The organism is Halomonas hibernica, assembly GCF_013183775.1.
GTDB classification, from domain to species: Bacteria; Pseudomonadota; Gammaproteobacteria; order Pseudomonadales; family Halomonadaceae; genus Vreelandella; species Vreelandella citrativorans.
On record NZ_VIFN01000009.1, the window covers coordinates 103,152 to 116,513 of the forward strand.

16 protein-coding genes are annotated in these 13,362 nt (G+C 53.2%); 13 read left to right on the forward strand and 3 right to left on the reverse strand.

Features of this window, described 5'->3' with window-relative positions; all coding sequences use genetic code 11:
- Positions 1-23: 23 nt before the first annotated feature.
- From FKN99_RS13855 to moaE, 8 genes are all read left to right on the forward strand, one after another.
- A complete protein-coding gene (locus tag FKN99_RS13855) occupies positions 24-569 on the forward strand; it encodes an adenine phosphoribosyltransferase (protein ID WP_172118434.1) in 546 nt (181 codons plus the stop codon).
- 8 nt (positions 570-577) lie between these two features.
- Positions 578-1,066 carry a xanthine phosphoribosyltransferase gene (gene gpt / locus FKN99_RS13860; RefSeq protein WP_172118435.1) on the forward strand — a complete coding sequence of 163 codons (489 nt, stop codon included), beginning with the start codon at positions 578-580 and terminating at the stop codon, positions 1,064-1,066.
- Positions 1,059-1,742, forward strand: a complete 684-nt coding sequence (ung, locus tag FKN99_RS13865; protein ID WP_172118436.1) for a uracil-DNA glycosylase — start codon at positions 1,059-1,061, stop codon at positions 1,740-1,742. The genes gpt and ung overlap by 8 nt, the downstream gene beginning before the upstream one ends.
- A gap of 98 nt (positions 1,743-1,840) precedes the next feature.
- Positions 1,841-2,470 (forward strand): uracil phosphoribosyltransferase, encoded by a 630-nt coding sequence (gene upp / locus FKN99_RS13870; protein WP_087107382.1) that lies wholly within the window; start codon positions 1,841-1,843, stop codon positions 2,468-2,470.
- Between the two features lie 87 nt (positions 2,471-2,557).
- Positions 2,558-3,790: a uracil-xanthine permease family protein gene (locus FKN99_RS13875; protein WP_172118437.1), complete on the forward strand. Its 1,233-nt coding sequence runs from the start codon at positions 2,558-2,560 to the stop codon at positions 3,788-3,790.
- A 50-nt stretch (positions 3,791-3,840) separates the two neighbouring features.
- Positions 3,841-4,401 (forward strand): molybdopterin-guanine dinucleotide biosynthesis protein B, encoded by a 561-nt coding sequence (mobB, locus tag FKN99_RS13880; protein WP_172118438.1) that lies wholly within the window; start codon positions 3,841-3,843, stop codon positions 4,399-4,401.
- A 5-nt stretch (positions 4,402-4,406) separates the two neighbouring features.
- Positions 4,407-5,207 (forward strand): cyclic pyranopterin monophosphate synthase MoaC, encoded by an 801-nt coding sequence (gene moaC, locus FKN99_RS13885; RefSeq protein ID WP_172118439.1) that lies wholly within the window; start codon positions 4,407-4,409, stop codon positions 5,205-5,207.
- Positions 5,208-5,210: 3 nt separating this feature from the next.
- The gene (gene moaE, locus FKN99_RS13890) at positions 5,211-5,666 is read left to right on the forward strand and encodes a molybdopterin synthase catalytic subunit MoaE (protein WP_172118440.1); all 456 of its coding nucleotides are present in this window, start codon (positions 5,211-5,213) and stop codon (positions 5,664-5,666) included.
- Between the two features lie 66 nt (positions 5,667-5,732).
- On the opposite strand, the gene FKN99_RS13895 is transcribed toward moaE, so the two are convergent.
- Positions 5,733-7,310, reverse strand: a complete 1,578-nt coding sequence (locus tag FKN99_RS13895; RefSeq protein WP_172118476.1) for a ribonuclease J — start codon at positions 7,308-7,310, stop codon at positions 5,733-5,735.
- 320 nt (positions 7,311-7,630) lie between these two features.
- On the opposite strand from FKN99_RS13895, the gene purU reads away from it, so the two are divergent.
- Positions 7,631-8,485, forward strand: a complete 855-nt coding sequence (purU, locus tag FKN99_RS13900) for a formyltetrahydrofolate deformylase (protein ID WP_172118441.1) — start codon at positions 7,631-7,633, stop codon at positions 8,483-8,485.
- A gap of 107 nt (positions 8,486-8,592) precedes the next feature.
- On the opposite strand, the gene lexA is transcribed toward purU, so the two are convergent.
- Positions 8,593-9,270, reverse strand: coding sequence for a transcriptional repressor LexA (gene lexA / locus FKN99_RS13905; protein WP_172118442.1), 678 nt, complete (start codon positions 9,268-9,270; stop codon positions 8,593-8,595).
- A gap of 265 nt (positions 9,271-9,535) precedes the next feature.
- On the opposite strand from lexA, the gene FKN99_RS13910 reads away from it, so the two are divergent.
- The 4 genes from FKN99_RS13910 to FKN99_RS13925 all read left to right on the forward strand — a co-directional run bounded on the left by FKN99_RS13910 (position 9,536) and on the right by FKN99_RS13925 (position 12,442).
- Positions 9,536-10,213 carry a TetR/AcrR family transcriptional regulator gene (locus FKN99_RS13910; RefSeq protein ID WP_172118443.1) on the forward strand — a complete coding sequence of 226 codons (678 nt, stop codon included), beginning with the start codon at positions 9,536-9,538 and terminating at the stop codon, positions 10,211-10,213.
- The gene (locus FKN99_RS13915) at positions 10,191-10,718 is read left to right on the forward strand and encodes a L,D-transpeptidase (RefSeq protein WP_172118444.1); all 528 of its coding nucleotides are present in this window, start codon (positions 10,191-10,193) and stop codon (positions 10,716-10,718) included. Before FKN99_RS13910 ends, FKN99_RS13915 begins: the two co-directional genes overlap by 23 nt.
- 77 nt (positions 10,719-10,795) lie before the next feature.
- A complete protein-coding gene (gene nagZ, locus FKN99_RS13920) occupies positions 10,796-11,821 on the forward strand; it encodes a beta-N-acetylhexosaminidase (protein WP_172118445.1) in 1,026 nt (341 codons plus the stop codon).
- A 42-nt stretch (positions 11,822-11,863) separates the two neighbouring features.
- Positions 11,864-12,442, forward strand: coding sequence for a hypoxanthine-guanine phosphoribosyltransferase (locus tag FKN99_RS13925; RefSeq protein ID WP_172118446.1), 579 nt, complete (start codon positions 11,864-11,866; stop codon positions 12,440-12,442).
- Positions 12,443-12,470: 28 nt separating this feature from the next.
- Here the strand turns inward: FKN99_RS13925 and ppsR are convergent, their stop codons facing one another.
- On the reverse strand, positions 12,471-13,304 hold the full coding sequence (ppsR, locus tag FKN99_RS13930; RefSeq protein WP_172118447.1) for a posphoenolpyruvate synthetase regulatory kinase/phosphorylase PpsR: 834 nt from the start codon (positions 13,302-13,304) through the stop codon (positions 12,471-12,473).
- Positions 13,305-13,362: the final 58 nt, after the last annotated feature.

Consider the following 13,362-nt stretch of genomic DNA (forward strand, 5'->3'; position numbering starts at 1 on the left):
ATTATTAATCTATGAGAGACGCGATGAGCATCTACGGTGACTACATTAAGTCGGTTATTCGCACCGTTCCTGATTGGCCTGAGCAGGGGGTGAACTTTCGTGATATCACTCCGTTATTACAAAACAGTGCGGCGTTTCGCAAACTAATTGATAGTTTCGTGCATCGCTATCAGGAAATGAACCTGGATGCCATCGCCGCGATTGATGCGCGTGGTTTCATTATCGGTGCACCGCTCGCCTATGAGCTAGGTTGTAGCTTTGTACCGGTGCGCAAAAAAGGCAAACTGCCTTTTAAAACGATCAGTGAAACCTACAAGCTGGAATACGGTCATTCGGAAGTAGAACTACATTCTGACGCTTTTCAGGAAGGTGACCGGATCCTGCTGATGGATGACCTGATTGCCACCGGTGGCACCATGTTGGCCGCCGCCAACCTTATTCAGCGTTCTGGCGGGCATGTCGTAGAAACCGCCACTATTATTGACCTACCCGAGTTGGGCGGTTCTCAGAAAATTCGCGATGCTGGCTTCAGCGTATTCGCGGTATGTTCTTTCAACGAAGACGAGTAACGCCTCTCATGAGCAGCGAACGCTATCACCAACACTTCACTATTTCCTGGGACCAGCTGCACCGAGATGTGCGTCAGCTTTGCCACCAAATGATGGAGCGGGACTTCAAGGGTATTGTGGCGATTACCCGTGGCGGGTTAATCCCGGCGGCACTTATTGCACGTGAGCTTAACGTGCGCCTGATTGATACGATCTGTATTAAAAGCTATGACCATATGGATCAGGGCGGTCTGAATATCATGAAGGGCGTTGACCATGATGGCGAAGGTTGGCTGTTGGTCGATGATCTGGTGGATACCGGTAAAACCGCGCGTGCGGTACGTGAAATGATGCCTAAAGCGCATTTTGTCACTATCTATGCCAAGCCAGAAGGGCGCCCTTTGGTTGACCAATATCTCACTGAAGTGGCTCAGCAGTGCTGGATTCAATTCCCTTGGGATATGGGAGTTGCCTATGTTGAGCCTCTCGTTGATCAAGTTAAAAGGACTTATGACTAATCCATTAACGAACGGCTGGGGCCGGTGGCTCGGTGATGAATTTCAAGCCGACTATATGAAGGCGTTGAAACAGTTCTTGGCTCAGGAAAAAGCGGCTAAAAAGGTTATTTACCCTCACTCTTCTGATTGGTTTCGTGCGTTTGAACTGACGCCATTGGAAGAGGTGAAAGTCGTTATTCTAGGTCAGGACCCGTACCACGGCCCCCGTCAAGCGCATGGGTTAAGCTTTTCTGTGCAGCCGGGGGTGAAAATTCCCCCGTCGCTTGCCAATATTTATAAAGAACTGGCAAACGATGTGGGCGTTAAACCGGTGCCGCATGGCAGCCTGGTTAGCTGGGCCAAACAAGGCGTTTTGCTGTTAAACACGGCGTTAACCGTTGAGCAAGGCAATGCCGCGTCGCATCGCGGCAAAGGTTGGGAGCCGTTTACCGATCGAGCAATCGAAACGGTAAGCCAGCATGCTCCGCCGTGCGTGTTTTTGTTATGGGGTAGTCATGCGCGCCAGAAAAAAGCGCTGATTGATCAGCGGCGCCATTTAGTGCTGGAATCGCCCCATCCTTCGCCGCTGTCTGCCCATCGGGGCTTTTTTGGCAATCACCAGTTTTCTCAAGCGAACCAGTTCCTGCTGGGGCAAGGACGTTCGCCCGTTGAATGGCAACTGCCCGAAAGCGCTTAACCTGATGGACAGATGCAGGTAGAATGCGCGCAATTTTGTATGCCTGAAGATGCGGCCTGAGTCGTTATCCTGATATCACACTGCAGTGAGGAAGCCCCATGAGTGTCTACGCCATTAACCATCCGCTTGTTCAACATAAGCTGGGACTGATGCGCGAAGTTGATTTGAGCACCAAGAGCTTTCGTGAACTGGCAGGTGAAGTGGCCAAGCTCTTGACTTACGAGGCCACGAAAGGCCTGGAGCTTGAGGATCACGAAATTCAAGGTTGGAACGGCGAGCCTATCGCCACACGCCGACTTAAAGGTAAAAAAGTAACGGTTGTGCCCATTCTGCGGGCTGGTTTAGGCATGCTGGAAGGCGTTACGGATTTGATTCCCAGCGCGCGCGTCAGCGTTGTCGGCCTTTATCGCGATGAAGAAACGCTGCAGCCTGTGCCGTATTTTGCGAAATTCGCCAACGATATTGAAGAGCGCATGGCGTTGGTGATTGACCCGATGTTGGCAACCGGTGGTTCCATGATCGCCACACTGGACATGCTGCGTGAGCGGGGCTGTGAGCATATGAAGATCATTGTTCTTGTCGCTGCTCCCGAAGGCATCAAGCGTGTGCAGGATGCTTACCCAGACGTGGAAATTTATACGGCCTCGGTAGACGATCGGCTCGATGAGAATAGTTATATCGTGCCGGGATTGGGAGATGCCGGCGATAAGATATTTGGAACGCGTTAAGCGTTTTGCCTAACGGTGCCCCTTACGCTTTGCGTTGGGGGCATTTTTTTGCCTTTTCGATATAAATTGATTCCTGGGAGTTGAGTGATGAGTAATGCTGGCAGCCGGTCCGAGTCTTGGCCGAAGGTACTGCTGACCGGAGCACAAATGCTGTTTGTCGCATTTGGCGCGTTGGTACTGGTTCCACTGTTAACGGGCCTGGATCCAAGTGTTGCACTTTTTACTGCCGGTGCGGGAACGTTAATATTTCATGCGGTTACTAAGCAGTCGGTGCCGGTATTTTTGGCGTCCTCGTTTGCGTTTATCGCGCCTATCCAGGGGTCTATTGCCAGTTTCGGTGTTTCCGCGACGCTTGGCGGTTTAATGGTAGCCGGTCTTGTGTATGTCATTATTTCCCAGATCATACGCGTACGCGGTATCGGTTGGCTAAATCGTTTATTACCGGCGGTGGTGGTTGGCCCGGTCATCATGGTGATTGGCCTGGCGTTAGCGCCGGTGGCCGTTAGCATGGCAACCGGGGAAACCAGCGACAATATCAGCTATGGTCAAGCGATCTTTTTATCCATGGCCAGCCTGCTGGTGACGCTGGTATTAGCGGTATTTGGGCGTGGCCTGCTGCGCTTGATTCCCATTATGGGGGGTATTGTTACCGGTTATGCACTCTCCCTGGTGATGGGGGTTGTCGATTTTACACCGGTACATGAAGCGGCCTGGCTTGGAATACCCAGTTTTACGGCGCCTAGCTTTCATTGGGCGGCTATTTTATTCATGATTCCTGTGGCCATTGCGCCTGCGGTTGAGCATATCGGAGATATGGTAGCGATTGGTTCGGTAACGCGTAAAAATTATCTCGAAAAACCGGGCCTGCACCGTACATTGCTGGGCGATGGTTTGGCGACTATGGCGGCGGCACTGTTTGGCGGCCCACCCAACACGACGTATTCCGAAGTAACCGGTGCCGTAACACTGACGCGGGCGTTTAACCCTGTTTATATGATTGTCGCGGCGATTATCGCCATTCTGCTGGCCTTTATTTCCAAGCTGGGTGCACTGTTGCAAACGATTCCAGGTCCGGTAATGGGCGGCATTATGACGCTGCTGTTTGGCTCGATTGCTGTCGTCGGAATGAATACGCTAGTACGTGCGGGTCAGTCGCTAACTGCGCCACGCAATCTGGTGGTGGTGTCGTTGATTTTAGTGTTTGGTATTGGCGGCATGCAATTTGGGGGAGGCCAATTTACCCTGCAGGGCGTAAGCTTGGCGGCTCTCGTAGGTATCGTACTGAATTGGCTATTGCCTCGTGAGCGCGAAGGGGAGTAACAGCTCCCTCGTCCTTATCAGGATTCATTACCAGGGAAGGAGACATGTATATGGTAAGTAATGTAGCCACTGCATTTCCCGTACTCGGCGTTGTCGCTTGGAGTGGAACGGGAAAAACGACGCTACTAACGCAGTTGCTGCCACGGTTGCGCCAGGCAGGGCTAAAGGTAGCTGTCATAAAGCATGCCCATCACAGTTTTGAAGTGGATAAACCCGGTAAAGATAGCTATGAGCTGCGTAGCGCCGGGGCGGCACCGATGCTGGTCGCCTCACGGGAACGCTTTGCGCTAATGCAGGAAACGCCGGGTCAGGATGAGCCAGACCTGGCAGCGTTGCTGGCGATGATGGCTTACCATGAGCCAGACCTTGTGATTGTCGAAGGATTCAAAGCATGGCCCATTCCCAAGCTCGTACTGTATCGTAAGGGAATTGGAGAGCCGTCTATTCTTCATGATGCGACGATTCAGGCGGTGGCGCTTGATGATCAACCACCGGTTGAGCTTGACCCCCGGATTACCCCGCTAAACCTTAATGATATCGATGCAATTACTCACTGGGTGCGTACGTGGGCTAGCACTCAACCCAATGGCACATTTTTAAAACATAGGTGATAAACATGCAGCTAACCCACCTCAATACGCGTGGTGAAGCTAATATGGTCGATGTGGGTGATAAGCACGAAACACGTCGTGAGGCCGTCGCCTCGGGGCGGATTTTAATGCAGCCAGAAACGCTGAAGCTGCTAAGTGATGGCGAGTTACCCAAGGGCGATGTCATTGCAACGGCCCGTATTGCCGGTATTCAGGCCGCGAAGCGTACCCATGAATTGATTCCCTTATGTCATTCGTTGGCGCTTTCCAAAGTCTCCATTGAATTTGATATCGACCCTGCGCAGGGCTGTGTCCACGTGACGGCACTGTGTCGATTAAATGGGCGTACGGGTGTTGAGATGGAGGCGCTTACCGCGGTGTCGGTCGCGTGTTTAACGCTCTACGATATGTGTAAAGCCGTCGATAAGGATATGTGTATCGACGCTGTTCAGCTTGAAAGCAAACGCGGTGGCGTACGTGGCGATTATCAGCGCAGTGCTCGCCCGCAAGCCCCTATTGTGACGGGGGAGGGGACGGCAGGCGAAGTGACATTAGGCGAACGCTGCGCCTCGCCCTGTGTTCGGGTGAAGTTTTTAGCCGAGCTGCGTGAACGTGTCGGTGTGAGTGATACGGTGCTTGATCTGGACCAGGTGCCGAGCCGTGATATTGCGGGTTTGAAGGCTGCGCTGAGCCAGCGTGATACGCGATTTAGCGTGCTCACCGACCAGCGGACGCTGTGTGCGATTAACCAGGTGATGGCCAACGATAGCGCACGGATTACTGACGAGGATGAAGTCGCCTTTTTTCCACCCGTGACAGGGGGCTAAACGATGAATATCCAGGTCCGAGTCCAGTCAGCGCCTTTTTCATTAGGCGATGGCTATGCGTCGACGCTCGCCCAGCGAACCGATATTGGCGCGGTTGTCAGTTTTACAGGGTTGGTTCGGGACTTTAACGAGTCGCCTGATGTCACCGGGCTTACCCTGGAACATTACCCCGGCATGACAGAGCGTACGCTGGAGCAGATAGGCGAACAGGCGTGGCAGCGCTGGGCGCTTCAAGCGGTTTATATTGTTCATCGGGTGGGCTACCTGGCGCCGGGGGATCCCATCGTTAGGGTGCTGGTGGCGAGCGCTCACCGGCGCGAAGCATTTGAAGCGTGTGACTTTATTATGGATTTTTTAAAAACCCAAGCGCCGTTCTGGAAAAAGGAGCATTCCACCAAGGGTGAGTATTGGGTGAAAGAGCGCGCTACCGATTGGCAAGATGCCGAGCGCTGGTCATAAGGCTATTACGGTACCCGCCTGGCGAGTGCGCTGCGTTCTACAGGATTCGGTTACGCCTCGTTGCGTTTATAGAGGCGCTTCTGCGGCCATTATTTGTAAGTGGACCTCAGGCATGTGCTGCATGTGGTCCGCCAACCAATGAATCAAGCGTGGCTGTAGCGCAAGGCGCAAATCAGCCAGCGTATCCGCTTTAATCTCCTCCAGCTGATTGTCCAGCCATTCGCTAAAGCTATCTTCGTCGAGCGGGCTGGCGCTGCTGCTATCCAGCATCAAGCGACCGATGCGCCACCATCCGGTATCGCTGGCCGCGACAGGCAGGGCGAGAAATAAACTGCCTCGGCGCGTCGTGGTTTTGGTGGCCTCCAGGCCTGGATGCGGCACAACGCTATTTTGATTAACGATACAGGGCGGTTGAGGGTGGCGGGCTTCGCAGCGCAGCCCCAAGTGGTCCATAACGATCATGTCGCCATTAACGGGTGCTAAAGGTGCGCTGATGCCCAAGGAGTCTGCAATCGCTTGGTGGGCCTGCTGGTGGCGCGCTTCGCCGTGCACGGGGATCAAATATTTGGGCCTGATCCACTGGTAGAATGTGATGAGTTCTTCTTGCGCAGGGTGGCCTGTGGCGTGCAGCTCTGGATGATTAACCTCATCAAAGATCGTGACCCCAAGTTGGACCAAGCGTTTTTTGAGCTGCTCAATGGGGCGTTCATTGCCGGGGATAGCTTTGGCAGAGAAAATGACGTTATCGCCAGGCTCAAGGTCAATAAACGGGTGGCGCCCTTGGGCCAGTCGTTGCAGTGCTGCACGAGGCTCACCCTGGCTACCTGTGGCGATAATCACCACTTCATCGGGGGGCAAATAGCCTAAATCATGGGGGGGAACAAGCGCTGGGAAGTCATCCATGTAGCCAAGCCCACGTGCAATGCTCACCATGCGCTCCATGGATCGTCCCATCAAACTGACCCGACGGCCGCATTGATGAGCCGCCCGGCCAATGGCCAGTACGCGTGCAAGGTTGCTTGCAAAACAGGAGACCACGACGCGGCCCTTGCATTCCTTCAGGCTTTTAGCCAGCGCTTTAGCCACATCGCCTTCACTGCTGGAGTGGCCAGGCAGAGGGGCATTGGTTGAATCACCTACTACTAAATCAATCGGGGCAAGCGCTCGAAAGTGCGCCGCGTTAATGGGCGTGCCAATCAGCGGCTCTGGGTCCAGCTTCCAATCCCCTGTGTGCATTATGCGGTAGTCGCCCATCACGATGACCAGCGCGCAGCTTTCAGGGATCGAATGGGTAACCGGCAAATAGCGCACCGAAAAGGGCGCCGTTTCCATTGCTTCGCCCGGCTCGATGATCTTAATCGCGGCGCTACTTAGCTGGTGTTCAGCGAATTTCGCGCGTAAGAGGCCTGCCGCAAGTGGGGTGGCATAGATAGGGCAGTTCCACTTGGGCCATAACCAGGCAACCGCGCCAATGTGATCTTCATGTCCATGCGTTATAAATAACGCTTGGGGCGTTATGTTCAGTGCCTCGGCGGTGCCCAGGTTAGGTACCTGAAGGGGCGAGTTAGGCAAATCCTGGCGAATCATCATGCCGCAGTCGACCGCGATCCAGTGATCGTCGTATCCATACAGCGTTAGATTCATGCCGATTTCACCACACCCACCCAGCGGCAGTAGGCGCAGAGGTGGGCGGCGGCGAGGACGAAGTTGAACGCGTGGTGGATGCATCGGTTATGAAAAGCCTAAAAAGTAATGCCTTAACTATACGGGAAGGCAGGGGCGGCTAACAATGACCCCCGACATTAGATAACGGTGCTTCGTTAATAGGGTTCCGGTACACTAGGCAGCCGTTATTTACGGCGTCGCTATTTAGCCGCGGTTTGCGGCGCCGTTGCACTATGCCAATAGACGATGCCAATAGTGGTTTGTCATTTGTATTTCGTAGGTCGTCAAGAGTACTTCACATGTCTCATTATTACCGTTTAGTCGTTTCCTGCCCCGATCAGGTGGGTATTGTTGCCCGTGTGTCTGGATTTATTGCTCAACAAGGCGGCTCTATCACCGAGGCCAGTCAGCATTCTGACTTGCAAACGGGCCGCTTTTTTATGCGTTATGAGATATTGGCCGATTCGCTTGGCATGTCCGTTGAAACATTACGCAGCGCCTTTGAGCCAATTGCTCAAGAGTTTTCCATGCAGTGGGCGCTAATGGATACTCAAAAGCGTCGGCGCGTCATCCTCATGGTCTCCCGTGAGTCTCACTGCCTGGTGGATTTACTTTACCGTTGGCAGGCAGGTGAGCTGGATTGTGATATCGCCGGTGTGATTTCTAATCACGAAGACATGCGCTCAATCGCTGAGTGGTACGGTATTCCTTATCACCATGTGCCGGTGGACCCGAATAATAAGGAAGAGTCGTTTACTCAGGTGCAGGAGCTTATTGATAACGCGCGAGCGGACTGTATTGTATTGGCGCGCTATATGCAGATTCTGCCCCCGTCGTTGTGTGAGCGCTATGCTGGACAGGTAATTAATATTCACCACAGCTTCTTGCCTTCATTTGCTGGCGCCAAGCCTTACCATCAGGCTTATGAGCGCGGCGTAAAGCTAATTGGCGCGACGTGCCACTACGTGACGGAGGAATTGGATGCCGGGCCGATTATTGAGCAGGATATTCATCGTGTGAGCCATTGCCATACGCCAACCGACCTGGTTCGCTTTGGGCGCGATGTAGAAAAAGCCGTATTGGCGCGAGGCCTGCGCTGGCATCTGGAGGACCGCGTTTTGATCCACGGCAATAAGACCGTTGTCTTTAGCTAAGCGTTTTAAAAACTGTTTAAGCTGAACCAGTAGCAAAACAAGGGGGTGGCCATGAAAATGGCCACCCCCTTGATGCTTTTAAAAACCGATTTTACGCAAACGGCTTATTAGCCTAGCGCTTGGCCATTACCGCCACGGATGACGCCTACACCTACGCCTTCAATATCCAGGGATTGGGTTCGCAGGTCGATTTCAATCGGTGCAAAATCAGCGTTTTCCGCAATCAGCATGACCTGGTGCCCTTGGCGTTGAAAGCGTTTTACGGTGACTTCATCTTCCAGCCGCGCAACGACGATTTGCCCGTCACGTACACGATCAGTGCGGTGCACCGCCAGTAAATCGCCTTCCAGGATGCCCACATCCTTCATGGATAAACCGCGTACCCGCAGGAGGTAGTCGGCTTTAGGGGTGAAATATTCCGCGGGTAGCGGGCAGTAACGGTCAATATGCTCCGCTGCAAGGATCGGGCTGCCAGCGGCCACTTCACCAATAACTGGCAAGCCCATCGGCGGAAGATCATTGCTGTTGGCTGCAACGGTGGCGGGTAATTCGCTAACGTCCTGAGCTTCCTGGTTGGGGAGGCGAATCCCCCGCGACGTATTGCGAATAATCCGGATAACGCCTTTACGCTCAAGAGCACGTAAATGCTCTTCAGCGGCATTGGGGGATTTAAAGCCCAAGGCCTTGGCAATTTCGGCGCGGGTGGGAGGGTAGCCGAATTCACCCATGGTTTTTACTATAAAATCAAAAACATGTTGCTGACGTGCTGTGAGTGGCCGCGACATACCAAACTCCATAAACAATAAAAGACAGTCGGTATCTGTCTGCTTGATCAGTATGTGTTTAAGTATACAGTATGTTGCTCTATCCAGTACATGGTTAAAAAAGCAGCTTGTTAAAACACTGTCTGTGAGCGGTAAGACGTTTGAATTAACGCTAATGCGCAGGGTAGCCAAATAAAAAAAACGGTGAATAAGGGTGATTGAGCCTGATTAAGATATGACTTACTATTCTGGCATGTTTTAAACACTCGTTTCTCCGGAGGCCATAATGGCACAATCTGACACGGTGTCACGCATTCTGGATACCGCTGAGGTGCTGTTTGCAGAGCGTGGCTTTGCTGAAACGTCACTGCGTAACATTACCAGTAAAGCGCGAGTAAACCTGGCGGCTGTTAATTATCATTTTGGTTCCAAGAAAGCCCTTATCCAAGCCGTATTCTCACGCTATCTAGACCCGTTTACTCAGCGTTTTCATGGTGCGCTCGATGAGCTTGAAGCCCACTATGCCGATCGCGCCATCCCCCTGGAAGAGCTGCTTGAAACAATGGCCACCACGGTGCTGGCAGTGCCTGCTGAACGGGATAGTTTGAAAGTCTTCATGCGCTTATTGGGGTTAGCCTATAGCCAAGCGCAAGGGCATTTACGGCGCCATATTCAAGAGCAATATGGGGATGTGTTTACCCGCTTTACCGGGCTTGTGCGTAAGGCGACCCCTGATTTACCCGATGCCGAGCGTTTTTGGCGGCTGCACTTTATGTTGGGTACGGTCATTTTCACCTTGTCGGGGCTGGATGCGCTACGTGATATCGCCTCCAAGGATTATCAGGAGCAGGTGACTGTGCGTGATTTAGTGCGACGCTTGCGCCCTGTGGTCGTTGCCGCCATGAATGCTCCACTGCCGCAAGAGGTTGAAGGAGCGCAGCATGCGAACGCCCCTGTTAGCTGAGTTGCCACCTAAAAAAGACGGCTGGATCGAAATTGATACCGGCGCACAAATCCTGCGCTGGTGGCAGGGTCAAACACCAGACTTTGAGTGCGCTATCTCTACTGGACGCGCTGGCGTTGGCCAGCAAGAAGGAAGTGGCCAAACGCCGCATGGCTGGCACTATGTTCGCGCGGCAATTGGCCATGAACAGCCGGTCAATGCCGTATTTAGAGGCAGGCGTTTTACCGGTGAAATTTTCTCAAGTGACTTGGCCGACGCTCATCCGACACGTGACTGGATTTTGACGCGTATTTTATGGCTGTGTGGGTTAGAGCGAGGATTTAACCGTGCAGGCACGGTTGACTCTCAGCGCCGCTATATTTATGTACACGGAACGCCGCCCGATCAACCGATGGGCAAACCTGCTTCACATGGCTGTGTTCGTATGCGCAACGAGGACCTGCTTTATATCTTTGAGCGTGCCGTGCCTGGAACGCCTGTTTGGCTACATGGCAGCCATCTGTAACGGCCTTACGCAGAGCCTTTTTTGACTCTGTGCGTTGATCGTCTAAAATCATCGGCCCTTTTGTTGGATCCCTGCTAATGACTCAACCTATTGGCCCGGTCATGCTCGACCTGGAAGGGCCTGAATTATCCAATGCTGAAAAGCGCTTGCTGCTTGAACCCGCTGTCGGTGGCGTGATTTTGTTTGCCCGTAATGTGGAAGACGCCTACCAGGTGCGCAAGCTGTGTAGCGATATAAGGCGTATACGGGGCGATCTTTTATTGGCGGTTGACCAAGAGGGTGGCCGTGTACAGCGTATCAAAAAAGGGCTTACCCGCTTACCGGCCATGGCCCGGATTGGCGAGCGTTATGCTCAAGACCCTGAAGAAGGCCGCTCTCTCGCCATGGACGCAGGTTGGTTGCTTGGCATGGAAATGGCCGCCTGTGGGCTGGATTTAAGCTTTGCACCAGTGCTTGATGTGGATAGCGGGATTTCTAGCGTCATCGGCGACCGTAGTTTCAGTGGTGACCCTGAGCACGTTGCTCAATTAGGCGCCGCTTTTGTTGAGGGCTTACATCAGGCGGGCATGGGCGCTGTGGGTAAACACTTCCCTGGTCACGGCGGCGTAGCCGCGGATTCCCATGTCGCACTGCCCATTGATGAGCGTTCAATGGAGGCAATTAAACAGCGCGACCTTGTCCCCTTTGAACAGCTAGCCCCCCAGCTTGATGGCATCATGCCCGCGCATGTCATTTATCGAGCATTTGATACACGCCCGGCGGGCTTTTCGCCCAGTTGGTTGGGGATGCTGCGTGAATCGCTGGGCTTTAAAGGCTGTATTTTTTCAGATGATTTAAGTATGGCAGGTGCTCACGAAGCGGGCTCGCCACGCGAGCGTGCCGCTGCTGCACTCGCCGCTGGCTGCGATATGTTGCTGGTGTGTAACGACCGTGCCGCTGCGCTTGAGGTCGTTGAAGCCAGCCAGGGCATCGCCAATAAGCGCCCTGCGAAACTCCGCTATGGCCGTGCACGACCTGATTTGGATGCGCTGAGCGCGCTGGGGCGTTGGCGACGTACGCATGCCAGGCTAGAAGCGCTGGCGGACTTCCCTAACCCCACCTGAATTTTCTTTTCGCAATATTGCTACATTTTTGGGAGTTACCCCATGTCCAAATTGGATAAAGAAGCGCTTGAGTCATTGGACTCAATGCGCCAGCTAATGGAAACAGCAGACTGCTTGATCTCTCAGGAAGAAGTCGAGCGGGCGCTGGATCGCATGGCGGAGGCCATTACTGAAGACCTGGGGGACAAACTGCCGGTTTTTTATTGTGTGATGAACGGTGGCTTGATTACGACCGGGCATCTGCTGACCCGATTGGGGTTTCCGCTGGAAGTGGACTATTTGCATGCCACGCGTTATCGCAACGAGCTGCGCGGTGGCGAGCTTTTCTGGCGTGTGTCGCCTGAAATTCCCATGGCCGGGCGCCACGTCGTCATCGTGGATGACATTTTGGATGAAGGATCGACGCTCGCCGCAATTCTTGCTTACTGTAAAGAAGCTCAGGCAGCCAGCGTTACGACTGCCGTCCTGGTGGATAAGCAACATAACCGCAAAGCGGTGCCGGGCTTGAAAGCTGATTACTGCAGCCTGGGGGTCGCGGACCGCTATGTGTTCGGTTTTGGTATGGACTACAAAGGCTACTGGCGTAACGCCCCGGGTATCTTCGCCCCCAAAGGCATGTAATTTTTAGCGTTGTACATTTAGTGCTGGTTTAGCGGGGGGAGAAGCGCCTCGCTAAGCCTGTCTCGGCAATCATTCGTGTCGAAATTTCTTCTACTGAAAAGCGCGTCGCATCAATAAACGGAATATGCATAATGCGGTAAAGCGCTTCGGCCTGTTCGACTTCCTGCAGACACTGATCCATTGAGCTATAGCGACTGTTCGGCCGACGCTCATTGCGTATGGCGGATAACCTGCGAGCATCAATAGTTAACCCAAACAACTTGCGCTGGTGCGGTGCTAACACCTTGGGCAGCTTGAGCGTGCCGTCTTCGTCAAGGTCGTCCTCGGTAAGTGGGTAGTTAGCCGCTCGAATGCCAAACTGAAGCGCCAAATAAAGCGACGTGGGTGTTTTGCCACAGCGCGATACGCCCACTAAAATAATATCGGCTTTGTCGTATTGATGCGTACGGGCGCCATCGTCGTTATCGAGTGCGAAGTGTACCGAATGAATCCGGTCCATATAGACGTCGTCACTGCCAATCGAGTGAGTTCTTCCCACGCTGTAAGAAGAGTGGGTGCCTAATTCCTGCTCCAAGGGTTTCAAAAAGGTAGAAAAGATATCCACCTTGAAGCCCGGCGCTTGGCGAATTACATCGCGTATCTGCTGGTCAACGATGGTATCGATAATGATCGGTTGTTGCCCATCTTGAGCGGCAGTGGATTCAATAATCCGGGCAAGCGCTTCCGCTTTATCAAGCGTATCGATATAAGGCTTGGTCAGCATGTTGATCTCAATATCGCTGAATTGAGCCAACAGGCTGCGACCCAGGCTCTCGGCCGTAATACCGGTACCATCGGAAATAAAGAAAGCTGTCCGCTTCATAATCACGCCCGTCAATTAAATAATAGATACGCTATTGTGTGCCGAGCGTTCGCTAAGC